At 38.5% G+C, this 23,194-nt stretch carries 22 protein-coding genes; 10 read left to right on the top strand and 12 right to left on the bottom strand.

Going from position 1 to position 23,194, the window contains the following annotated elements:
• A complete protein-coding gene (locus AABJ44_RS02000) occupies positions 1 to 1,173 on the bottom strand; it encodes a C40 family peptidase (protein WP_338370256.1) in 1,173 nt (390 codons plus the stop codon).
• A 57-nt stretch (positions 1,174 to 1,230) separates the two neighbouring features.
• On the opposite strand from AABJ44_RS02000, the gene AABJ44_RS01995 reads away from it, so the two are divergent.
• Positions 1,231 to 2,997 carry an AMP-dependent synthetase/ligase gene (locus AABJ44_RS01995; RefSeq protein WP_338370255.1) on the top strand — a complete coding sequence of 589 codons (1,767 nt, stop codon included), beginning with the start codon at positions 1,231 to 1,233 and terminating at the stop codon, positions 2,995 to 2,997.
• On the opposite strand, the gene AABJ44_RS01990 is transcribed toward AABJ44_RS01995, so the two are convergent.
• On the bottom strand, positions 2,994 to 4,229 hold the full coding sequence (locus AABJ44_RS01990; protein ID WP_338370254.1) for a hypothetical protein: 1,236 nt from the start codon (positions 4,227 to 4,229) through the stop codon (positions 2,994 to 2,996). The genes AABJ44_RS01995 and AABJ44_RS01990 overlap by 4 nt on opposite strands.
• 94 nt (positions 4,230 to 4,323) lie before the next feature.
• Between AABJ44_RS01990 and rsmI the strand changes: the two genes are divergently transcribed.
• The 4 genes from rsmI to AABJ44_RS01970 all read left to right on the top strand — a co-directional run bounded on the left by rsmI (position 4,324) and on the right by AABJ44_RS01970 (position 7,404).
• Entirely contained in the window at positions 4,324 to 5,031 is a 708-nt protein-coding gene (rsmI, locus tag AABJ44_RS01985; RefSeq protein WP_074641372.1) for a 16S rRNA (cytidine(1402)-2'-O)-methyltransferase, read from the top strand.
• 21 nt (positions 5,032 to 5,052) lie between these two features.
• Positions 5,053 to 5,340: a flagellar biosynthesis anti-sigma factor FlgM gene (locus AABJ44_RS01980; RefSeq protein ID WP_074641374.1), complete on the top strand. Its 288-nt coding sequence runs from the start codon at positions 5,053 to 5,055 to the stop codon at positions 5,338 to 5,340.
• Positions 5,341 to 5,437: 97 nt separating this feature from the next.
• Positions 5,438 to 6,586, top strand: coding sequence for an iron-containing alcohol dehydrogenase (locus tag AABJ44_RS01975; protein WP_074641376.1), 1,149 nt, complete (start codon positions 5,438 to 5,440; stop codon positions 6,584 to 6,586).
• Complete coding sequence (locus tag AABJ44_RS01970; RefSeq protein WP_338370253.1) at positions 6,586 to 7,404, top strand: TrmH family RNA methyltransferase; 819 nt, start codon at positions 6,586 to 6,588, stop codon at positions 7,402 to 7,404. Before AABJ44_RS01975 ends, AABJ44_RS01970 begins: the two co-directional genes overlap by 1 nt.
• Positions 7,405 to 7,406: 2 nt before the next feature.
• On the opposite strand, the gene AABJ44_RS01965 is transcribed toward AABJ44_RS01970, so the two are convergent.
• A complete protein-coding gene (locus AABJ44_RS01965; RefSeq protein WP_338370252.1) occupies positions 7,407 to 8,780 on the bottom strand; it encodes a hypothetical protein in 1,374 nt (457 codons plus the stop codon).
• Between the two features lie 257 nt (positions 8,781 to 9,037).
• Here AABJ44_RS01965 and AABJ44_RS01960 point away from each other — a divergent pair, with 257 nt between their 5' ends.
• Positions 9,038 to 10,201, top strand: a complete 1,164-nt coding sequence (locus tag AABJ44_RS01960) for a diacylglycerol/lipid kinase family protein (RefSeq protein WP_338370251.1) — start codon at positions 9,038 to 9,040, stop codon at positions 10,199 to 10,201.
• A gap of 18 nt (positions 10,202 to 10,219) precedes the next feature.
• Complete coding sequence (locus tag AABJ44_RS01955; RefSeq protein WP_338370250.1) at positions 10,220 to 10,705, top strand: YkgJ family cysteine cluster protein; 486 nt, start codon at positions 10,220 to 10,222, stop codon at positions 10,703 to 10,705.
• 8 nt (positions 10,706 to 10,713) lie between these two features.
• Here the strand turns inward: AABJ44_RS01955 and AABJ44_RS01950 are convergent, their stop codons facing one another.
• Together AABJ44_RS01950 and AABJ44_RS01945 are read right to left on the bottom strand one after the other, a co-directional pair.
• Entirely contained in the window at positions 10,714 to 13,164 is a 2,451-nt protein-coding gene (locus tag AABJ44_RS01950; protein WP_338370249.1) for a glycoside hydrolase family 127 protein, read from the bottom strand.
• 46 nt (positions 13,165 to 13,210) lie between these two features.
• Positions 13,211 to 14,545 carry an MATE family efflux transporter gene (locus tag AABJ44_RS01945; RefSeq protein ID WP_338370248.1) on the bottom strand — a complete coding sequence of 445 codons (1,335 nt, stop codon included), beginning with the start codon at positions 14,543 to 14,545 and terminating at the stop codon, positions 13,211 to 13,213.
• A gap of 133 nt (positions 14,546 to 14,678) precedes the next feature.
• Between AABJ44_RS01945 and AABJ44_RS01940 the strand changes: the two genes are divergently transcribed.
• Positions 14,679 to 15,596: a DMT family transporter gene (locus AABJ44_RS01940; RefSeq protein WP_338370247.1), complete on the top strand. Its 918-nt coding sequence runs from the start codon at positions 14,679 to 14,681 to the stop codon at positions 15,594 to 15,596.
• A gap of 35 nt (positions 15,597 to 15,631) precedes the next feature.
• Here AABJ44_RS01940 and AABJ44_RS01935 read toward each other — a convergent pair whose 3' ends face one another.
• The 3 genes from AABJ44_RS01935 to AABJ44_RS01925 form a co-directional block, all read right to left on the bottom strand.
• A complete protein-coding gene (locus AABJ44_RS01935) occupies positions 15,632 to 16,174 on the bottom strand; it encodes a 4'-phosphopantetheinyl transferase family protein (RefSeq protein ID WP_338370246.1) in 543 nt (180 codons plus the stop codon).
• A 65-nt stretch (positions 16,175 to 16,239) separates the two neighbouring features.
• Complete coding sequence (locus tag AABJ44_RS01930) at positions 16,240 to 16,926, bottom strand: aspartate/glutamate racemase family protein (protein WP_338370245.1); 687 nt, start codon at positions 16,924 to 16,926, stop codon at positions 16,240 to 16,242.
• A gap of 117 nt (positions 16,927 to 17,043) precedes the next feature.
• A complete protein-coding gene (locus tag AABJ44_RS01925) occupies positions 17,044 to 17,658 on the bottom strand; it encodes a flavodoxin family protein (protein WP_338370244.1) in 615 nt (204 codons plus the stop codon).
• Positions 17,659 to 17,826: 168 nt separating this feature from the next.
• Between AABJ44_RS01925 and AABJ44_RS01920 the strand changes: the two genes are divergently transcribed.
• Entirely contained in the window at positions 17,827 to 18,804 is a 978-nt protein-coding gene (locus AABJ44_RS01920) for an SUMF1/EgtB/PvdO family nonheme iron enzyme (RefSeq protein WP_074641392.1), read from the top strand.
• A gap of 36 nt (positions 18,805 to 18,840) precedes the next feature.
• Positions 18,841 to 19,140 (top strand): STAS domain-containing protein, encoded by a 300-nt coding sequence (locus tag AABJ44_RS01915; RefSeq protein WP_074641393.1) that lies wholly within the window; start codon positions 18,841 to 18,843, stop codon positions 19,138 to 19,140.
• On the opposite strand, the gene AABJ44_RS01910 is transcribed toward AABJ44_RS01915, so the two are convergent.
• From AABJ44_RS01910 to AABJ44_RS01895, 4 genes are all read right to left on the bottom strand, one after another.
• Positions 19,127 to 19,540 (bottom strand): ATP-binding protein, encoded by a 414-nt coding sequence (locus tag AABJ44_RS01910; protein ID WP_338370243.1) that lies wholly within the window; start codon positions 19,538 to 19,540, stop codon positions 19,127 to 19,129. The two genes, AABJ44_RS01915 and AABJ44_RS01910, sit on opposite strands and share 14 nt — an antisense overlap.
• Positions 19,537 to 21,147: a SpoIIE family protein phosphatase gene (locus tag AABJ44_RS01905; RefSeq protein WP_338370242.1), complete on the bottom strand. Its 1,611-nt coding sequence runs from the start codon at positions 21,145 to 21,147 to the stop codon at positions 19,537 to 19,539. The genes AABJ44_RS01910 and AABJ44_RS01905 overlap by 4 nt, the downstream gene beginning before the upstream one ends.
• A gap of 50 nt (positions 21,148 to 21,197) precedes the next feature.
• Entirely contained in the window at positions 21,198 to 21,929 is a 732-nt protein-coding gene (locus AABJ44_RS01900; protein WP_338370241.1) for a lysophospholipid acyltransferase family protein, read from the bottom strand.
• Positions 21,930 to 22,045: 116 nt separating this feature from the next.
• Positions 22,046 to 23,125: a ComEC/Rec2 family competence protein gene (locus tag AABJ44_RS01895; protein WP_338370240.1), complete on the bottom strand. Its 1,080-nt coding sequence runs from the start codon at positions 23,123 to 23,125 to the stop codon at positions 22,046 to 22,048.
• Between the last annotated feature and the right edge of the window lie 69 nt (positions 23,126 to 23,194).

The following is a 23,194-nucleotide window of genomic DNA, read 5'->3' as shown; positions in this document are numbered from 1 at the left end:
CTATTTAAACAAACTTCCAATACCCAAAGTTACCCTGACACCTGTAAAAAATACAAGACCGGAAGATATAGAATTTGTAAAGGAAAGCGCAGAATTATCAGGTCTGTTGAAAACAGTATAACTTATATCCTGAACAAGTTGAGCTTTTGCCTTTCCAATTGCGATAGACGGAGTTGAAAGTGATACTCCTATAATTCCCGGGAATACAGAAGCCTTTACGTCTTCTCCAGTTACCATCATTCGTGCATTTCCAAAAGTAATTACCGGGCCCGCATAGAATCTGAAATAATCATTTACAGTTGCAGAGAACATAAGCGGAATCTGGAAAACACCCATTCCATAATTAAATCTGAAACCGAGACCAAATCCTGGCTCCAGAGGCCATTTTGTGTAACGCACGTTTGTATGTAAATCAATACCACGCCACTGGAACATAAAGGAATTAGGAGATATCAAAGACCAGTCACAGAAAAGAGAGGCATCTGCTACAAGGACATCAAGACCTTCTGCCTTTGGATTATAATAACTGCTGCCTTTAAAGCTTATATTACTGCCAGAGTTTCCAGAAGATTTCTTTTCATCAACAAAATCTTCTTCTTCAAAATCCGTTTCATTAGAATCTGAATTTGCCTTTCGCTTACCTGAAGGCAAAAATTGTCCGCAGGCAACATATTTCGGCTTCCAGTAATCCTGTTTAAGAGATGAAATAATAACGCCGGTATTAGGGCCATCACTTATAGCAGAAATAAACTGATTATTTCCTATATAAATGCCAACATGTGTGATTGGTGCAGTATTATTTGTTTTGAAAAAAAGAAGATCACCAACTTCCTTATCCTTATCTGGAACAATACGGCAATAGTTATAAAGAGCCTTTGCAGTACGAGGAAGCTGCTTTTTGATTGATTCACGAGCGGTATAATAAACAAGACCAGAACAGTCAAATTTATCCGGGCCGATTGCACCAAGTACATAAGGTGCTCCGACATGCTTTTTTGCTTCAGTAACAAACTGTTCACGCATAACCTGTGCTTCAGCAGGACTTGTATCTTCTGCGCAAAGTTTTATACAACACATGCAGAAAACAAGAAGCATAAGAGAAAGTGTTTTTTTAGCAGCCGCTCGGGCACTTTTTTCAGTTAAAAAAGCCTTAGCCTTATCTATAATCATCATATTTATATTGTCGATATTTTTTTGCAAAAATTAAGTTTCAGACTTAAAATATATCATATGGCAGAAATAAATAATATTCCATGGAAGTACCTTGATGATTTTAGGGGCTCAGAGTTCAAAGGTGAATGGCCTACATTCCCTGAACTCCTTCGCATTCAGGCTAAAAGAAACGGAGAACGTCCGTGCTTTACAGCCTTTGATGGACCAGGAGATTCTAAGCGCACTCAAACCTACAACGAAGTTCTTGCGAATGTGACTGCACTTGCCGACTGGTTAATTGAAAACGGTCTTAAAAAAGGAGACCGGGTTGCCGTTATGGGAAAGAATTCTCCCGAATGGGCGACAGCTTACCTTGCTGCTCTTTTTGCAAGTGGTATTGTTGTTCCTGTTGATAACGGACTACACGAACCAGAAGTAGTAAATATCGTAAACACAGCAAAGCCTGAATTTGTTTTCTGTGACGACGATAAAGCTTTTTACTACAAAAACAATTGTCCCGGGGTTAAGATATATTCGCTGAATCCGGAAGCCGGCGAACGATATGTCTATAATCTGAAGGCAAAAGCTAAACCTGAACCAAATGAACCTGCTACCGAATATGATACTGCAGCCATTTTGTTCACCTCTGGAACAACAGGAAAGCCAAAAGGCGTAATGCTTTCTCACAGGAATCTTATTTCTGATGGCTTTATTGCACAGAGGAACTTTAATCACTATAACACAGATGTTTTCTACGCACTTCTTCCAATTCATCATGCATATACAATGCAGGCAGCCTTTATAAACCCGCTGCAGACCGGTGCTTCAATTGTATTCGGAAAGAGTATGGCTGTTTCTAAGCTGCTCAAAGAACTGAAAGAAGGAAAAATCACTGTCATGCTTGGTGTTCCTCTTCTATATAATAAGCTGCTTTCGGGAATCAAAAGAGGCATTAAATCAAAAGGACCTGTTGTTGCAGGGTTCCTCGCTTTTGTGAGCTGGCTTTCTTATATGATTAAAAAGATTTTCCATGTAAATCCTGGAAAACGGCTTTTTAAAACAGTCCTTGAACAGGCAAGTATTTATACAATCCGTGTTGCAATTTCGGGAGGCGGCCCTCTTGCTGCAAGTGTCTGCCGTCAGTACAACGCTATGGGTATTGATTTTATCCAGGGCTACGGTCTTACAGAAACTTCACCAATTATTGCATTAAACCCGGTTGAACACTTTAAGAGTGAAAGTGTCGGAATGTCTTTTGCACCTTACGAGGAAATCAAAATTCTTAATCCGGAAAAAGTGATTACCAAGAAGGGTGTTGAAGAAGTTGGTGAAATTGCAGTTAAAGGACCTATGGTTATGCAGGGCTACTATAATATGCCTGAAGAAACCAAGGCTATGTTTACTGAAGATGGATTCCTTAAAACAGGAGATCTTGGAAGCATCGACAGCGAAGGCTTTATTAAACTTTGCGGTCGTGCCAAGAATCTTATTGTAACAAGCGGTGGTAAGAACGTTTATCCTGAAGAAATTGAAGATGCATTCCAGTTGTATGATGAAATTCAGCAGATAACAGTTCGCGGTTATTATGCAGATGATGAAAAGACTTCTGAAGAGATTGAAGCACTTATTTATCCTAGTGATGATCTGTATAAATCACTAGGATTTGAACGTAATAATGAGTTTGTTCAGGATGAGGTGCTTGAAGCAGTTCAGAAAATAGTAGCCAAAGTAAACAAAAACTTCCAGGCTTACTCTCAGATTTCTAAAGTAACACTGCTAAAAGAACCTCTTGAAATGACAACTTCTCAGAAAGTAAAGAGAAATTTCGTGCCTAAGACTTACTAGCGTACATAATTTCTGATTTCTGAACACATTTTAATTAAATCGTCGAGGCGGCGCTGGTAGACTGCATAATAAAGGTCTGGCTGAGCGCCGCCTTTGCATGATGCTGCCCAGAAGCGAACATCATCTGCCTGCCGGTCATAAGCCTGAGCCCTATAATGCACTGGGGCAAGAGCAGTTTTATCAGAAAGAAGTGTCTGTGCATCTTCTGTAAAGAAGGCTCCAACATATCGTTTACTATTTGAATTGTCAGAAAGCAGCATTACCGAAACAGCCGGTGCAATCAAACCATAGTTTTCTGCATTCTTATCTGTCGGCATCAAAGAAGATTCATAGTTTTTGATTACGTTATAAGGTATTTTTCTGTGTTCACTTAGCAGTGTAAAGAAACATGAAAGCTGTTTATCTTCTGCAAAGAACAAAAGGTCATTTCCCTTTCCATTAAACCAGGCAGGATGAGTAAGTCCTTCCTTTGGCCAGGTTGTAAGTTCATCAAGAATTGAATGAAGAGTCAGATTCTGACCATCAAGAACAATATCAATAACAGATTCCAGATTCTCTGCCTTTCGAAGCTCTTCAATCAGCTTATCATAAGAAGAAAGACCACCTTTTGCCATCACAAGAGCACCGATAAAATCAATCAGAATACGATTTTCAGCACCATTACAGAAGAACGGACTGAATACAGCGCCTTTAGCAGTATTCAAATAATCAGTCAAACTTTTATAGCTCATAGGAATCTCAAGTTTGATTTTGTTCATAACTTCTGTACTGAAAGCCAGTTCACAATGATCAAGAACAATCGGAATGCATTTTTTATTTCTGAGAGAGCTTGGTATTGTTTCCAGTACTTTAGCAGGAATATCCTCTGCAACTCCGGAAAGTGCAGATGTAATTTCTCCATTCCAGGTAAAAAGCATGTCGTATTTAGCTTTTATAATCTGAAGGTCAAAATCTCCTTCAGAAATAACATCAAAATCAAGAATAATATTCTCTTCCTGAGGAATCTGAGATTTTAGAAGTTCTGTCATCTCCTGAGAAAGCCCGTAGAAAGCAACACGGACAGTTCTGTCGGCTTTTCGCTTACGGTTTATTTTAACTCCGACACAAATACCAATAATAAGCAGGATAGCACAAAGTGTACTGATGCTATAAATAATTGTTTTCTTGTTGAAAAGCTTTTTGATTTCAAATTTCTTAGTGTTTTTCTTGTTTTTTCCAGATTTCTTACTCATATTAAAAATATCGGATAAAAACGCGTCTTTTCTTATCTTTTTTCTTATATATATTTCACTTGCAAGCACTTCCGTTTCATTCTATAATATATGCGTGGCAAAGCTTTTTGTTGTTGGAACACCGATAGGAAATCTTGGGGATATTACTTACAGAGCAATCGAAACGCTCAAAAGCGTAGATTATATTGCGGCTGAAGATACCCGCCATACGTTGCAGCTTTTAAATCATTTTGAGATTAAAAAGCCGCTTATTTCCTGCAGGGCCCAAAACGAAAGAGTTGCTGGGGAAAAGATAGTCAAACTGCTGGAAGAAGGACATGACGTTGCTTATGCTAGTGACGCAGGAACTCCTGGAGTTTCTGATCCGGGCGCTGTTCTTGTTGATGTTGTTCGCCAGGCAGGTTTTGATGTGGTGCCGATTCCAGGCCCTGCTGCGTTTGCAACTCTTGTGAGCGTTGCGGGTACGGGCGGTAAAACACTTATTTTTGAAGGCTTTCTTTCTCCAAAGCCAGGCAGACGTCGAAGCCGTCTGAAAGAGCTGATGGAAACCGGAAATGCGGTAGTAATTTACGAAAGTCCGTTCAGAATTACTAAACTTCTTGCGGACATTGCCGATATTGAAAGTAACCGGCGCATCGTTGTAGGACGTGAATTAACAAAACTGCACGAGGAAATAACCAGTGGAACGGCCGTTGACCTGTACAATGATTATTCTTCGCGACAAGCTATTAAAGGTGAGTTTGCAGTTTTTATTTCTGGTGTAAAAAATATTAAGAATTCTGATGAATCTACCGATAATTAAAAGGTAGAGGGGTAGGACGTTATGATGATAAATGGTGTAAACAGTGTAAATCCACTGAACAATGTTCAGAATCTCCGCAAAACCGAAAGCTCTGCAAAGGTAGACCGCGAATACGATTCTATCAGCGTATCTGACGAAGCCAAAGAGATGGCTGAAGCTTACTACCTGGAAAAAGTTGCAAATGAAACTCCAGATGTAAGAGCAGATCGCGTAGCAGCCGTTAAAGAAAAGCTCAAGGATCCAAATTATTTGAATGATGCCGTAATTAAATCGGCAGCAGACAAATTCCTGTCTGCAATTGGACTCTAATAGCGGCCTTTAATTGACTCTCAAAAGACGGAACACGTTTCCGTCTTTTTTTGTTTAGAGATATAAAAATGGAGAATTAGGAGAGAAGAGGAAAAAAATGGCAGATTTAGCATTCAGAATAAATCCAAATATTATTTTAGGGCCTTATACAATCAGCCGTCTTGGTGCTCAGGTTCATGAATGGGGCTCACGCTACATGGTAATCATGGATCCTATGCTCAATGAAGCACAGCTCGCCGGTCAGATTATGCAGTCTTTGATAGACCGTAAAATTGAAAGCTTTGTATTTGCAGAACTGGCCGAAGGTCCTACTACACAGGTTATTTCACGCGCACTCGGACTTGCTAAAGAAGGTCACGTTCACGGTATTATTGCAATTGGTGGAGAAAAAGCCATTCAGGTTGGACGTGCTGTTGCCGCTTATTACAACGAAGTTCATGATTTTTATAATTTCGTAGATGGAGCACTTCCTACAGCTAACGCAATTCCATGTATCTGTATTCCTACAACTTACAGAAGTCCTTTCATGTTTACACAGGACATTCCAATTGTAGATTCACGCAGCCATCAGCTTAAATTCCTTCGTGTTCAGGGTGGTGTATGCAAGCTCGTACTTACAGATCCTAATCTAATGCTCACACTTACAGATAACCAGAAATCTACACTTTCAATTGATTTGATTTCAATTGCAGTAGAAGCTTATCTTTCTCAGAAAGCAAACTTCTTCAGCGATATGTTTATAGAAAAGGGGCTCGAGATTCTTTCTTATGCACTCGATGGCTCTCCTACTCTGGATATTACAACTCCTGCAGAAGTTCTGCTTGCTCAGGCAGGCTGTCTGATTTCTCTTGGAGCTGCTGCTTCGAGCGTTGGAATTGGAACTCTGCTTTCTTTGAGTATATATTCTCGTTATCACAAGAGTAAGTCTCTTATTTCTTCTATTTTGCTGCCTTTCCAGCTTGAAGATGTAACAAAATTTAAGCTTGCAAAGGTTGAAAAGCTTGCTCATATTATCCGTGCATGCCCGGAAGAAGCTAGCGGTGAAGATGCTGCTAAACAGTTTATTGAGTATGTACGTCAGAAGATTGCAAAATCTGCCCTGCCTACCCGTCTAAAAGACTTAAACCTGACAATTGAACAACTGTCTTTGCCGGTTGAGGATATTAAGGCTGTTAATCTTATGAACAACCTGCCTCGCAGCATGACAACAGATGATTTGTTTGATTTTGTGAAGTTGGCTTACTAATGATAGAACCCGGCAAACTTTTTCAACTTGAGGGCGGACAGAAACGCCGTAAATTAGCACTTACATTTGGAGCGCTTGAGCGCGATATTCTCGGAATTGCAGAAAAAGGTACGGAGTATACTTTTACGAGTTTGCCGCGCGCCGAATATATACGGCAGGTTGCGGCTGTGTTACTGCGGGATCCTAAATTGAGCGAGGAAGCCGGCGCGCGGCTGCGCACGCTGCTGCAGACAGAACCACTCGACGAGCTTCGTGTGTGCAACTACGCCCGCAACACTCTGTTAGAGCTGCTCGGGACATTTCCTGCGGAGTGGGACCTTGTAATCGCGCCACATGCTGACCCGACCACAGAAGACGGCACCGTCCGCGCCCGCGACTTCTTCCCAGGCGTATGTGTATATGCTGAAGACATCCGCTCGCCATTTAACATCGGTTCAATTTTCCGTACCGCCGAAGCAATGGGCGCCGAAAAAGTTTTAATTTCACCGCATTGTATCGATCCTGAACAGCCTCGTGCAATCCGCTCAGGAATGGGCTGTATAGAAACCATGGGCTGGGACCGTGTTCCCCTTGAACAGCTGCCATCAGATATTCCCGTTTTCGCGCTGGAAACCGGCGGAACCCCAATCGAAGAGTTCAAGTTTCCTGAACGCGGCATCTGCATCATAGGCTCCGAGGAACTTGGAGTAAGCCCCGAGGCCCTCGCCCGCGCCACCTACGGCACAGTAACAATCCCAATGAAAGGGCTTAAAGCTTCATTAAACGTTGGTGTGGCATTTGGAATTTTAATGCAAAAATGGGTAGAGTCGCTGCAATAGTTTTATTCGCCGTACTCTTTCTTATAACCTGCTTCTAAATCGCTTACAAGCTTATTAAACTGACGCTCATCAATAATATTGAAAAGTTTAAGGGCATATCTATCAATCTGATAAAAATCAACCATTCCACGGGAATAAAAATCAATTGTTTCGGCAACATGAAGAATAGCAACTCTGTTCTTATCTTTATCAGACACCATAGAAAGTCCATTCCAGCCGACAAGGTCAAAACAAACTCCCGAATCAAAGCCATATCGTTTAGAAGCTACAAGACTCAGATAAGTTGCCGCATTTCTATGCATGAACATGTCCAGAATATTATCTCCATATTCAGGATACTGTTTACTTAACTCAGTGATATATTCAAGCTGATTTTTACTTGCCCCTGCAAGAAGAACCGCACCCATACTATTTAAAAGACCAAGCAGGTACATATATTCTTCATCCTGTGGGAAAGTATCTTTAAAAGTACAGTTCTTATAAAGATTATATGCATAGTAAGCAACCTTTCTTGAATGAAGCAAAATCTGTTCAAAATATTCAGAGTTCTCAACCAGACGGTTATGAGGATTGCTTTCGCTATAAATAAATTTCAAATCATAATCAGAAAGCATAGCTATTGCCTTCTGAAGATTGAAGCATTGTTTATCCTGCTGAAGCACATATCTGAATGGCAAAATTGAAAGAGATAAATCTTTTCTGACTACATCATAAAGAGCCTTACGATCCACTGTTCCTTCAACATTGACAATCTTACTTACTTCATCAAAATGAGATTTCAGAATTGGTATTGAATCTTCTAGATTTACAAACTCATAAGAAAGCATTTCAACACCACAGAAAACTGTTGAATTACAAGGAAGTATAATTCTTGTAACAGTTTCATCACCTTCTGAAAGAACCTGATAATTGTCCTTTGAGAGACCTACCTTCTGCAGCATAAGAATGATGATAATGATACCAAGTCCGGCACCTTCTGACTGATCGAGTACATTTGTGAAAACCTCGTCCATTTCTTTATACTGCTGAACGCTATCCAGTTTCTGCTGGATACGTTCTTTTTCAAATATTGTAAGTGTTGAATTGTTTCTGATTTCTATGTAGATTTTGTCGGCAAGGATTTTTAAGGAAAGTTTTATATAAAGGCCAGCTTTTTTCTGAAGTTCAAGATAATGATCTATATTCGTAAGGGTATCCATCTTAAAGGTTTCCATACCCTTTTCGTAATCATCCCGATTATTTATATCCAGCCCTTTTTCTTTGAAGTAAACTCGCTTTGTATTGGCTTTTTTGGCATTCGTAAGAAGTTCGCTTAAACAGAAATTAAGATATTCCTTCAGATGATCCTGATGACACTCTTCAAGAAACATTTCCATAACGCTACGAATATACACTTCGGTATTTCTCGGCAACGTATATGAGGTCATCTCTATTGGTAACTGCAAACCGACGGAGACTCTTATTTTATCCCTGTCGATTTCCAAGCGTTCTTCTAAATCATCCATATATACTTTTTAATATTATATACCCTAAATACCATATAATGCAAAAAAAAATGATTCTGCATTCATAAAAACCGATAACTAAAACGTTTTTATTTGACTAAAATAGAGAAGCAGACTTATAGTTAACTATGGACTTAAAATTGACTCCACAGGATATTGCAGAATGCATAAGCGCTCTGGTTGCCCGAAATAAACTCTGGAGTAAAAAGAGAGTATATCTTTATTTTATTGCCAATAAGACTGCAGGCTGTTTTACAAATCCCCAGAAATCAGAACATCTTAAAAGATTCTTTTCTGATGTTTATGATGCTATTAAAGACCAGCCGGAATGTGCCACTTCTGTTTCCTATAAGATTTTTTCTACTGAATATGCAGGACACGCAAAGGATTTAACTCAATCAGTTGTTGCCCAGCTGATTGCAACTGATGAACCTGATTCAGAAAGCATGATTGTTACTGCAGGCGGAGATGGCACTTCTCTTGAAGTTCAGACTGCACTTTTTAAGGAAGCTATGCAGGGTCCTAAGCATAATAATGCAATTATGAATCATATTACGATTCTGCGTCTTCCACTTGGAACCGGTAATGATGGAACTGATGGCCACAAAATCGAAGAAACAATTGAACTGCTGAAGGGTGGCCTTGTTTTTGCTAATGACAGGGCTGTTCGTATTTACCCTGAGAATGAACCTGATGAAGCTGCTATAAAATCCTATGGGAAAAATCCGGCAAAATATGGTGATGTAAAGTTCTGTGCTCCGTGGTATGCCTTCAATATAGCCAGCATTGGACTTGATGCCTATGTAGTGCATATGACTAATACTATAAAGAAAAAACTTCCTGGAAATTTTTATCATCTATGTGTTCCATTGAGCGGCTTTACTTACGATAAAGTTTTTCCTTCAGGAACTGTAACCATTGAACTTTTTGAAAATAGAGAAAACAAGTCTGGAGAACTGAATTTACCTATTACTCTGCTTGCCTTTGGCGCTTCGGGGTACAGAGTTTATGGAGGCGGTCACAAGATTCTTCCTGATTCAAACAATCTGTGCATTACTCCAAAAATCTCACTATGGACTTTAATAAAGGATAATCATCGCTTTGTTGATGGTTCTTTTAAGGGAACTAAACTTGCTACTCTTCATAGTGTAGAAAAAATCCGGCTTTCTTATGATAAGTCTATTTTGCTGCAGTGTGATGGAGAAACTGTTCTTCTGACTCCTGCACATTTTCCAATCATTATGGAACTTACTGATCCATGTCTTAGGGTTCTCAAACCTGTCAGTTTGTGATATAAATACGTCAATCTGATGGAAAACGAAAACTCTGAAAACTGCTTTTATAAAAATGGACTCCACTTTGAATGCCAGCGCTGCTCTTATTGCTGCGGTCATTCTCCTGGCTTTGTATATCTTTCTAAACGAGATTTAATGACTCTCTGTTCTCACTTTAACATGAAAGTATCTGAGTTTGTTGCAAAATACTGCCGCTGGGCAGATTATTATTATGGAACTCAGGTACTGGCTCTTCTTGAAAAAAAGAATTACGACTGTATTCTCTGGGAAAACGGCTGTTCTGCTTATGAGGCTAGACCTGTTCAGTGTTCAACTTATCCATTCTGGTCATGGATGATTGCTGATGAAAAGACCTGGAACGAATGTGCCGCCGAGTGTCCTGGTATGAACAAAGGATGCGTGTGGCCATATGAGGAAATCGAAAAAAACAAAAAGGCTTATACAGATAATGTACCTCTTCACAGAGAAGAGGTAGAAGCAATGATTGCTAACGGAGAATAGCGCCCGTTTTATTTCCAGCTTGTACTTACCGGGGCTACTAATCGTGCCGACTCATTACCATCTTTTCCGCTGAACTCTATTCTCAGTTCTTTCTGACCTTTTGTCAGAGACTGTAGTAATTCAAAGCTTTTTACAAACTTCTCATCATCACCATCACAACTTAGTGTATAATCTGCAATCAGTGTGTCACCGGATTTTATAATTATCTGCTTACCTTCATCTGTTTTCAGGAAAGTACAATCCAGATAAATCTTTTTATCTTCATCTGGAAGAACCTTAAACATATACGAGAAACTTCCGCCTGCCTTTGCATAACGGGTAAGCTCGTGAGGATCAGCAACTGAACCAGTTCCAGTTTCCTGCATATATGGCCAGGTTGTTTCATTTCCTTCTGTCTGAGCACCATAGCCCACACCGATTCCTTCAATATAATTTGCGGTGCTGTCTGCAGAACTCTGTGCCATAGTCTCAAGCATTCTGATTTCTTCTTGAGAATCAGTGAACAGCCAGTAAATACCATATCGCTGATTATTGATTCTATAATACGGAGTAAAACAAAGAGTTCCATACCAGTCTGCATTTCTGAGAATAAATCTCAAACCTTCCTGTTTTTCAAAATGCTTATTGATATTCTTCATAAACTCATCTACAGGTTCTTCCACCAGCAGTGTCTCTGTAGCAAGCGGTTTAAGTCCGCTGGTTCCACCGTAGTTTCCATTAAGCGGCATCTCGAGTCCGCGGACAATCTTATTTGCACAAACATCGCACTGCACCCCGACCTGTCGCAAAGACATTTTACTGTCGCGGCCGAGTTCCGCAGCCAAAACCACCGGTCCATACTTAAACGCAAAGCAGCGGCTGTTGTCCGGAAGATTATACGCACGAATCTCCATAGGGAAATCAACCGTTATCTTATCTCCATTCTTCCAGCTTCGTTTAATATAAAAATAATCGATATCTTTTGTTGCACTTGCAGAAACTCCGTTAATCATAAAACAAGGAATGCCTGCAACCCAGTCTGGAATACGAATAGCGATTGTAAAATCAGACTCACCCGCCTTCACAGTTAATTCAATTTTTCCACTTTCCGGCAGATCCGAACTCTGACAAATCACTACGTTCTTAGAGTGCCATCTTACTTCCGAACTTACAAACTGATTCACATAAAGCGTGTCTTCATCATAAAAATACAGACTGTCTCCAAGCTTTGTGAAATTCTCAAGACCGGTTCCGGTACAGCACCAGAAGTAGTTTTTATTTACATCAATATTGCAATAAGTCTTAAAACAACCTGTAGCCATCGGCTGGAAATAAGTTGTCATTCCAGTTTCACGATTTACAGAAGCAAGAATTGCATTTACAAAAGTGTTCTCATAATAATCTGCATATTTTTTCTCGCCTGTCAGCATGAAAAGTGTGCGGGTTAATTTGAGCATATTATGAGTATTACAGGTTTCGCAGTTACAGTTACTTCGTTCTGCATCAAGAATATTATCGCGGCCAAAATGCTCACACTCACTGTTTCCACCTGTGATGTAAGTATGACGCTCCGTTACGATTTTCCAGAAGGCCTTACAGTACTCAAGATATTTCTGCTGTTCGGCTGTATCGTCACCTTCTTCAAGCAGAGTTACACAGCGGTTTATTGCGCCAACAAATTTCGGGATTGTACAGTTTGCGTGCCTGTTATTCAGAACATCAGGCTTGCCACCTTCGCGACTGGCTGCCAGAACATCTTCAAAAAGTTTTTCTTCATCAAAAGCATGAGCCGCATTCTTAAAATGCACTGCGTTCTCATAACCAGCGGCCTTTGCAACTTTATAAAGCTCATAAAGGCAGTCGTTCATTGCGCCATATTCAACGGCAAGTACATGGTCTCTCTGTTCAGCTGTCCAACGGCTGGTACGGTTATAAATCCATTCACCAAGTTTTTCTGCCACTTCAAGTGAACGTTGGGCTGTGTCACTATCTGCAAGCTTTGCAGTCTCTACAAGACCATTCACAATTTTGTGCATTGTGTACCAAGGCACCCAGGTATCGTTATAATCAGCAGCTTCCATCTTATCAAACTGAAGTTCAGGCTTAGAAGGATCTGCCATAGTGGCACCAAAAACAAAACCTGTACCTGTCGCATTCTGACATTCTGCAAGTCCTTCGATTATGAGTTTTAAACGGCCCTTAAGAGTTATTCCGTCAGTTCCTGAACAATCTCCGTAACCACCTGCACAAGCCTGGGCAGCGGCAGTCAGATAATGTCCCAGTGTATGTCCGCCGATTCTTGTATTTTCCCACCCACTGTAAGGTCCACTTGCCTTATTAGGCAGGCCGGCAGTTACTCTGAAATTATAAAGAAGTCTGTATGCATCAAAAGTGTTCAGAAAATCAACATCCTTCTGTGTAACTTCAGTAAAAAAAACATCCTTAAGAATTACATCACCAAGATTGAAAGCCTTAATCATATTACCTCCACATCATGCTGAACTTGTTTCAGCATGACGAGTTCTTCTATATCTTTTTATTTTTTACCCACAAATATCTGAGATAAGCTGTGAATCCACTCAGGAACCACACAATTCCCACAGACCACCAGATTCCCCATACGCCGATAGCCGCAATAGATGTCAGAGCAATTGGTACTGTAAATCGTCCAATTACCTCTGTAATTCCGTTAATCAGAGAGAAGGTTGCATCACCTACTCCGTTAAGAACACCGCGCACCATATAAATCAGTCCAAGGAAAATGTAGAACCAGCTGGAAATTCTAAGCGCCTGCGCACCCATAGAAATTACTTCTGCATCCTTTACAAAAACTCTTGTAATTCCATTTCCAAAAATCTGAATGATTGGAATCATCACAAGTGTAAAGATTGTCATCATCAGCATGCTCTTTCTGTAACCAAGAATGAGACGATCTTTCTTCTTAGCGCCAAAGTTCTGTCCACTGAAAGTTGAAAGAGCTGCACCAAGTGTCTGATACGGCTGATGAATTAACTGCTCAATTCGGCTGGTTGCGGTAAACGCTGCAACTGCAACCGAACCAAAGTTATTTACAACACGCTGAAGTGCCATGCAGGAAATTGCAATCAGAGAGAACTGAAGTGAAATTGGAACACCGAGTCTTGTACACTTCAACAAAATATTTGCATCCAGGCGAACATCTTTTTTATGAAGTTTAAAGTACGGATTTGTTTTGAAAGCAAATGCAAGGCACAAAAGTCCACAGACAAAATTTGCTATCAGAGTTGCAATTCCAGCTCCCACTACTCCCTGATGCAAAAAGTAAACAAAAATAATGTCGAGAATTACGTTGAGGATGCATGAGAAAATCAGAAAGTAGAGCGGAGTTTTTGAATCTCCAAGAGCTCGAAGCATAGAAGAAACAAAGTTATAAATGGAAATCAGAGGAAGGGCACAACACATAATTTTCATATAAGCTGCAGCCTCATCAAGAATTGATTCCGGAGTTTTCAGAAAAACCAACAGAGGCTTTGTTGTAAAAAACGCTAAGGCACCAATCACTAAAGGAACAACTACCATGATAAAAGCGGTATTTACAATACAAACTTTTACCTTTCCATCATTTCCTTCGCCAAAAAAGTGTGAGGTAATAATTCCACCGCCGGTTCCAATTCCGTTACAGAGCGCAAAAAAGAAAAAGGTAACGGAACCTGTGGCACCAATTGCAGCGAGCGCCTGAGCTCCAATAAGCTGGCCTACAATTACTGAATCTGCAAGATTATAAAGCTGCTGAAAAATGTTTCCAATAAGCATTGGAACAGAAAAAGTAAGCAGCAGGCGGACAGGACTTCCTTCCGTCATGTTAATCATATTTGTTTTCATGGCAATTTTATTATAACTATGTTATAAATCTCAAAATTGTATAATTATCTGAATTTATACCCCATAAATCCGTTGTAAAATCTACAAAAAACCAAGGTTTTCAATCAAAAAAAAATGTAGTATAATTAAAGAAATGAAGCCCGAGTCAAACACCTCTAAGGGTATTTTTTTCATAATCTGCTCTGCATTTTTCTTTGCACTGATGGCAGTTTTCGTAAAGCTTGCCGGTGACATACATTTTATACAGAAAGCCTTTTTCAGAAACGCAGTTGCCTTTTTTATTGCCCTTGGCGGAACTATTCGCGATGCACGTCATAACGGGAGGGCAGCCATTCAGATTCCTAAGGGTGCAATGCTTTATCTTTTTCTACGCGCCATTGCAGGCTCTGTTGGTGTATTCGGAAACTTCTACGCTATAGACCACATTCTTTTAGCAGATGCGGCCATTCTCAATAAAATGGCTCCGTTCTTCACAATTCTTTTCTGCTTTATAATATTAAAGGAAAAGATTAAAACTGTTCCGCTGATTTGTATCATCATTGCTTTTTCAGGATCAATTCTTATTGTAAAACCATCCTTTAATTTTACGCAAATGATTCCAACACTTGCAGCATTTATGGGTGGCGTTGGAGCCGGTCTTGCGTATGCGAGTATCCGAAAGTTGAGTTACTTAAACTGCAATGGCAAAATCATCATTCTGTTTTTCTCTGCTTTTTCAATGCTGCTATCAGTACCGTATTTAATTACAAGTTTTAATCCTATGACCCTAAAGCAGACTCTATTACTCTGCTGTGCAGGTGGCTGCGCTGCCGGCGGACAGTTCTCGGTAACTGCAGCATACTATCACGCACCTGCCAGCAAAATCTCAATTTATGATTATTCACAGGTTTTATTTTCTACCCTGTTTGGTCTGGTGTTCTTCGGTCAGATACCAGACTGGATGAGTCTTGCAGGCTATATAATTATCATCTCCATGGCAGTTGTGAATTATATTTACACTCACAGACATATTGAGACAAAGACATCGGATAAAGAAGTTAGTTTAGTTTAAGAATATCATTATGGAGATATTGAACTTGTATAAGTTCAATCCTCCTTATTTACAATTGAATAAACAAAATTATTCTCTATTTCTGTTTTCATTATATTATCTTCAGTTGTAATATCTTTTATAAGAATGGAACTTAAAGATAAATCATAACATTTAGCATATGCCTCTTTTAACGTCCATATCTTATAAAATGCAATTTGTGAAGCTTCATCTTTTAGAGTATTAATACAATTATATTCATGTTCATTAAAAAATTGTTTGGAAATTGATAAACATTCCTCTCTCGAAAAGGTAATTTTCTCAATATCACAACCAATTAAAGAATCACTAATTGCACACATTACCATATTTTCAGAATGAGACAAACTGAAAAACAGGTTCTCTGTTTTATCAAAAAGCGGCTTTCCTCTTTCGGATATTTTTACAGGAGGAATTTCATTTTGACTGTATATACCATTTTCGATTAACAATCTTTTTAATAAAACATCGACACCTAATGATAATTTTTTATCTTTAAGAGATACCAGTCTATCAATTTTATTTTTCCGAAATGGAGAACATTTTTCGTAATAAAACAAAAACTGCTCTCTGTCATCCAGATAATCTACTGACTCAACTTTATATATAAGCATTTTCTTTATTGCTAAATCAATTCAACAAGTTTCTGAATGTGAATTTCCATAATATCAAGACAAGGAACCGGGCAATTATTATCATTCAATGCCAAAGGTAATTCTGTACATCCCAATATAAGAGCTTCAATTCCCTGCTCTTCTTTCATTTTTTGAATAATCGAAATAAGTTCTTTGAGAGATTCTTCTTTGACAATTCCATATTCAAGTTCATTCGCAATATGATCATGAACAATAAGTCTGTCTTCTTTGCTAGGTGTACATACCTCAATTCCATTTGCAACAAACGCTCTGGAAAGGTAATCCTGTTCCATGGTAAAAATGGTTCCAAAAAGCCCTACCTTTTTAAAACCTTTCTTTACAGCATATTCTGCAGCTGTAACCGGAATACTAATAAACGGTTTATGAACAGTTGTTTTTAATTTATCAAAAACAACATGCATTGTTGCTGCAGTTAGCGCAATTATATCTGCACCGCCATTTTCAAGATTCTGGATTTGCTTACCAATGTAATCTGTCAGTTCGTCATATTCTTTTTTTGCAACAAGATCCAATGCCTTATGCAAATTCAAACTTTCAATTGCTATTTCAGGAAAACCAATTCCACCCAGCTTATTATTAATTCTTGTATTGAGTTCCTTATAATATACAAGTGTAGATTCAGGTCCGGTTCCACCAATCAGTCCAATTTTCTTCATAATTACCTCTTTTTTTTAATTAAAAGAATTATATATAATTCGCAATCAGCTTATCAACATCATAAATAATCATATTTATATATAAAAGAGAAAACCACTGTCAGCGAAGGTTGATGATTAAATAAAGTTTGTCCATAGATGAGTTTCTTTTTTAGGGAGGCCAAACTGCTCTTTTCCGAGAGCTATGGACTTCATAAGGAAGCTCATATTACGGGCAAGAACACGGAGAGTCTGCATACCTTCTGCATCTTCAGCAGCTTCACCAGCGGCTCCTCCGTGAATATTGTTCCAGTACTGACTTGTAGCGATAGGCATTCCGCTTATTGTAAAGAACTTATTCAAAACATCAAAGGCAGCAGTAGTACCACCACGTCGTGCACAGATAAATCCGGCTCCAACTTTCATTGTCTTATCAAAATGGCTGCTATAGAAAAGACGCTGTAAAAAAGCCTGTACAGTAGCATTTGGAGCAGCATAATAAACAGGAGTTCCTACTACCATTCCGTCAGCAGCTTCAAGTTTTTTGGCAAACTCATTAACGGCATCATCAAAAACACAATGTCCAAGCTCTCCACATCTTCCGCAGGCGATACAACCGCGGATATCTTTATTTCCAATATTAAAAATCTCAGTTTCAATTCCCTGAGCCGCAAAAATCTTTTCCATCTCATGCAATCCAAGCAAAGTATTGCTGTCCGGACGTGGACTTCCATTTACCAAAAGAACCTTCATATCAACCTCTTATAAAATAATATGATTATAAGATATTTTAAGAACGGGCTGAAAAACAAGAAGAATTCTCTATTAAAAAAGAACGTTTATACTATTCCAGAGCCCAATCTAAAACGTTTATAAAGGAATTATTTCCTAAATTTCAGGATATGGTTTATAATATTATCTATGAAATGTATTAAATGTGGCACTATGCTTCCAGATGAAGCTCATTTTTGTTTTAATTGTGGATATCCTACAAGCGATGTAAAGGTTTTACGCTCCTGTGAAGAATGCGGAAACACCCTCAGCACAATGGACAAATTCTGTTCGCGCTGTGGCGTTCCTGTAAAAGTTGTAAAAGAAGGTGATGGAGCAGCACAAACCTCAGAAAAGCCACGTGTAACTTTAGGAAAAAATCCAAAGATGATTTTGATTCCTGGAGGCCAGTTTGTAATGGGAGGAGGTTCTCACAACAGCCTCGTTACTCTTGTAAGTTATTATTTAAGTGAAGTACCAGTAACTCAGCAGCAGTATGCTAATGTAATGGGTAAGAACCCTTCAAAACTTCAGGGTGAAAATCATCCGGTTGAAAGCGTAAACTGGTGTGAAGCAATCATCTATTGTAATATGCTCAGCAAACTTAATGGTCTTATGCCATGCTACAGTATTGGAACAACAACTGATTTAAGCGCTTTTGAAGCAACAAGCCCGGTATGGAAACGAATCAACTGTAACTTTACAGCAAACGGATACCGACTTCCAACCGAAGCTGAATGGGAATATGCTGCCAGAGATGGAAAAACCTCTACCCCAAGTCCTTATGCAGGAAGCACAAATATAAATCAGGTTGCCTGGTACGGTGAAAACAGTGGAATTACAAGTCACGATGTTGCTACAAAAGATCCTAACGGATTAAAACTCTATGATATGTGCGGAAACGTTTCTGAATGGTGCTGGGATTATTATGTACCAAATCTGCCTACAGGCGCACAAACTAATCCACATGGTCCAAGTACAGGTGATATGCATGTAAAACGAGGAGGAAGCTGGCTTGATGACCCTCAGCAGTGTACAGTTTTCTATCGTAGTGGAAGTGCACCAAACGGAAAGAGCAGCAGCCTTGGATTCCGCGTTTGCTGCAGTGCCCTCGGCGATACAATGTAACTTGCAAAATAAATAAAATGGTGAGAAAATAGCAATATGACAATTACAGAAAATAAATCATCAAATTCTCTCGAACTCGTAATCAGCGGTCGCCTTGATACAGGTACAGCCCCAGAGCTTGAAGCAAAGCTTAAACAGATTGATAAAGATACTCAGACCTTGTATCTGAATCTTCAGAATATTCAGTATATTTCCAGTGCAGGACTTCGTGTTGTTCTTCTGGCACACAAACTTATGCTTCCAACTGGCGGAAAGATGATTATCCGTTCACCTTCTGCATTCACAAAACAGGTACTCGAAGCAACTGGAATGGACAGTATTCTTACTGTCGAATAATACATTTTTTTATTGTTAATTTATTTTTCCCGTCAATAAATTCGTATTCAACCGAATCCATAAATTTCTTTGTAAGGAAAATACCAAGCCCGCCAATTTCCCTTTCATCTGCACTTAATGTCAGATCCGGGTCTGGCCGGGCAAGCGGATTAAACGGCTTTCCACCATCACAAAAAACAACTTTAAGAATGCCAGTTCCAGCCTCATTTACGGCAAAATCACAACAGATTTCAGCTTCTTCAGCCCCTGAATAATGTGCAATATTTACAAAAATCTCTTCCACCGCTAAATCAATTTGATTCAGAATCATTTCATCACAATCAGAAGGAATTTGAGAATGAATAAAATCATTTACAGCCTGCATACTCTCATCTGCGGCTTTTATTGTAATTTGCTTCATTCCACCCCCTGAAATAAAAGTCCAAGCATTGTAATATCATCAAATTGAGGTGCAGTTTTTACAAAAGCATCAATATCACTGCGAACAAATTCAAGCACCTCTCGAGGAGTTTTATTTCCAGCAGATTTCATAACTTCAAGCAGACGGTTTTCTCCATAAAGCTCATTTTCTGCATTAGTTGCCTCGGTAACACCGTCAGTGTAAATAAAGAGCCGGTCACCTTTTGCAAGAGTTGTAGAGTGCGTTGTATAAGAAATACCATCCATCCCGGCAAGCATTAAATTAGGTTTAGTTGTAAGATATTTTATTTCTCCATTCTGCATGATTAGAGGTGCATTATGGCCTGCATTTGCGAACTTGAGTTCACCAGTTGAAAGAGTCAGAATACCCATCCAGCAGGTAACAAACAATCCGCTCTCATTTCCTTCACATAAAATTGTATTCACATGTTCAAAGATTTTGGCAGGATTAAACTCGTGCGCCGCAGTATCCTTCAGAAGCGTTTTTGTAATAACCATAAACAGAGCCGCAGGAACACCTTTACCACTAACATCACCAACAACAACCGCAAAATGGTCATCATCAATCATATAGAAATCATAAAAATCACCGCCAACTTCCTTAGCAGGCTCCATAGAAGCAAAAAGCTCAAGTTCTTTGTGATTATCATAAGGCGGGAACACACGAGGAAGCATTTCGGCCTGAATCTGCTTAGCAACATTCAGTTCAGCTCCAAGGCGTTCCTTTTCTGCAGTTGCAACAGTAAGGTCTTCAATAAACTGATTCAAATCCTTACTCATCTTTTTTACAGATTTTGCAAGAATACTGATTTCATTATGACCGTGGATTTTTTCCAGAAGTCCCGTTAATTCACCGTGATGTTCTGCTAAATGACTGGTTTCGTATGTTACAAAAAGAATTGGACGGATAATTCCCAGATAAAGGAAAAGTGCATAAAGAGCAATAAAGAGAGCAGTAAGAACCAGCGCCCAGATTATGATAGATTGAAGAAAACGCTTTTTGTACGCTTTGATTTCATGCATCGGCTTTACGACACTGACAATCGCACACGGTTTTCCTGCAGAATCAAAAAGAGGAACAGCACTAGTAACATGGCCGCCTCCTTTTTTGTAAGAGAACATGCTGTAATTATTACCCTGTTCAATTACACTTCGCAACTTGCTTATATAAAACTCGTCTTTCTTTTCAAGAGACTGAACATAACCGAGTTCAATTATTTTACTGTTCAATTCCTTGCTGTTTACAGTATCAAAAACATAAGTCCGTGATTTAAAATCTGGAGCAACAGTCGTAACATAAACATATACAAGTTCTGAGGCTTCTGTAATATCAATCAGACGCTGATTAGTCTCTTCCCATTCAGCATCTGGACCGTCATTAAGCCAATATTCAAGTTTGCTGCCATCTATGTAAGTTGCAGCTGTCTGAGCAAATTGTTCTGTTACAGTTCCGTAGATAATTTCCAGTTCCCGCTTAAATTCCCTGTAACCATTGTAACTGTTTACGAGACACATAAAGGCACCAAAAATTACCGCGCCAAAAATCAGTTCAAGGCCAAGTACAGAAATGCGAAACTTTTTTTTCATCAGAAATACCTCAATAAAAATTATACATCATAATTGAGGAAAGAGAAAAATTATTTTTGATAGATATTAAGATGTTCCTGAATACGTTTTTTTACAAGCTCAGCAATTTCAGTAGTAGACATTCCGTCATATTCTTCCGGGGCAATTGTTTTAAGATAGTGAACCTGAATAGGATTAGTTGTTTTAAAGCCTTTATCAAAAATCTTGAAAGAATCAACAATAGCAACAGGAAGGATTGGACAGTGAGCTCTCTGAGGACTTTTAAAACTGCCTGCCATAAATTCGCCAAGCTTTCCATCCTGTTTCTCATAGCCGCCCTCAGGAAAAACCATGTAGTTTAAGCCCGCTTTCAGGTCCTTTGTAATTTCGCTGTAAGCCTTTACAACAGAATGAGTATTTCGTTTTAAAAGTCTCTGCGATTTTATAAGCCTGCAAACCTCACGAATAAAAGGCCGGTGAGTAACGCTATCATCCAGAATAACCCCGACCTTCCTTGGAAATGTATACCAGATTGCAAGTGGATCAAATTTTTCCTGATGATTTGAACAGATATAAAAACCGTCTTTTTCCGGAATATTTTCAAGCCCGTATGGCACAACCTTAAGTCTGGACTCTTCAATGGCAAACGTGATCATCTTTAAACAATAGGCATACATTTCATCTTCCGTATATTTACTCGGATGAAACGCCATATACACCATTTTCGGATAGTAGACTACGATTTTGAAAAAATTACTTGAAATTGCCTTAAACAATATTGAAATGCCACGTTTTTTATTCATAATCAGCCAAGTAAGTCAATAATAACATTATTTAAAATGATGTTCAAATGGTTGAGAATATCATAATAAAAAAGAAACAATTACAGTTGAAACCTAAAATATTTCTGCTGCAATTATTAATTGCATCTTATGTTTTCAATAAAGATAGATTCCATATTTTCTGTAACTGGAATAAATATAGAATCGTTTTCAATAATATTACATATTACAGATTGTGCAGGATGACCAAATATATTGCCGTTTCCAAAGGAGACCGGAAGAACAAATCTTTGTTGGTTTGCTTTTAAAAATGAGAAATCAAAACTATGTCGGCTTCCATGATGAGGAACCTGAATTGTACCTGTTTTCTCTCTTATTTCTTTATCATACATGATATTGACAACTTCAGATAAGTTGCCATCACCAGTATAAATACAGCCTGGTTTCAATAAATGTAAAAAAGGTAAAATATCATAGCCCCAGAAAAAATTATTATTGCAAATTGTTAGGTACTCTTTTTTATCTTTTACTGGACCTGAATACACAAATAATGAGTTTAAATTGATCTTATCTGGCAAATTATAATAGGCTTGCTTTATTTTATCTTTGTTTTTTATACAATAATCAATATCTTTTAATGAGTCATAATCAAGCTGAAGAGATTCTAATTCTTTTTTTAATAATTCTAATCTAGATACCCTTTCCTTATTATATGGAATATATATCCAGTCATCATTTATTATAATTCTGGTATCACTCATGATTTCCTGTTTATTAATCAAATCATCTACCATAATTGAACCATCTGTCGAAGGAATATCCCCTTTATTATTTTCAATATCAGGTTTTACATAAATAATGGCTGTATCACTTCCAAAAAAAGTTTCTGGAGAAGTGAGTAAATCATACGAATCATTTTGATCTAGTGCCTTATAAACATTTTGAAGAATACTTTTTTTATCATCATGAATTAAAGGAAGAATACATCTCTTAATTGGAAAGTTTTCATGTAAAGTTTGTATAAAATTTACATGATCACTATCAAAATGAGAAATAAATAAAATATCTATTTTTTCTTCAGGCTCAAAACTATTTTTAACTAATCGTTCAGCATTTGAAGATTTTGTTAATTCTCCACAATCATAAACAACATTAAAATTTTCAAATCGCTCTGAATAAAAAGCACCTTGACCAATGGGATGAAATACTCTTAACATTTTTTCCTTTTCTTCAGTTTTTAAGGAGACAAAACGCAGACTTGCGGTTTGTCTCCTTATGTTTTAACC

The sequence above is a fragment of the Treponema bryantii genome (genome assembly GCF_036492245.1).
Lineage (GTDB): Bacteria > Spirochaetota > Spirochaetia > Treponematales > Treponemataceae > Treponema_D > Treponema_D bryantii_C.
Note: the sequence above shows the minus strand (reverse complement) of the source record. Positions and strands in the feature narration are given on the sequence as shown.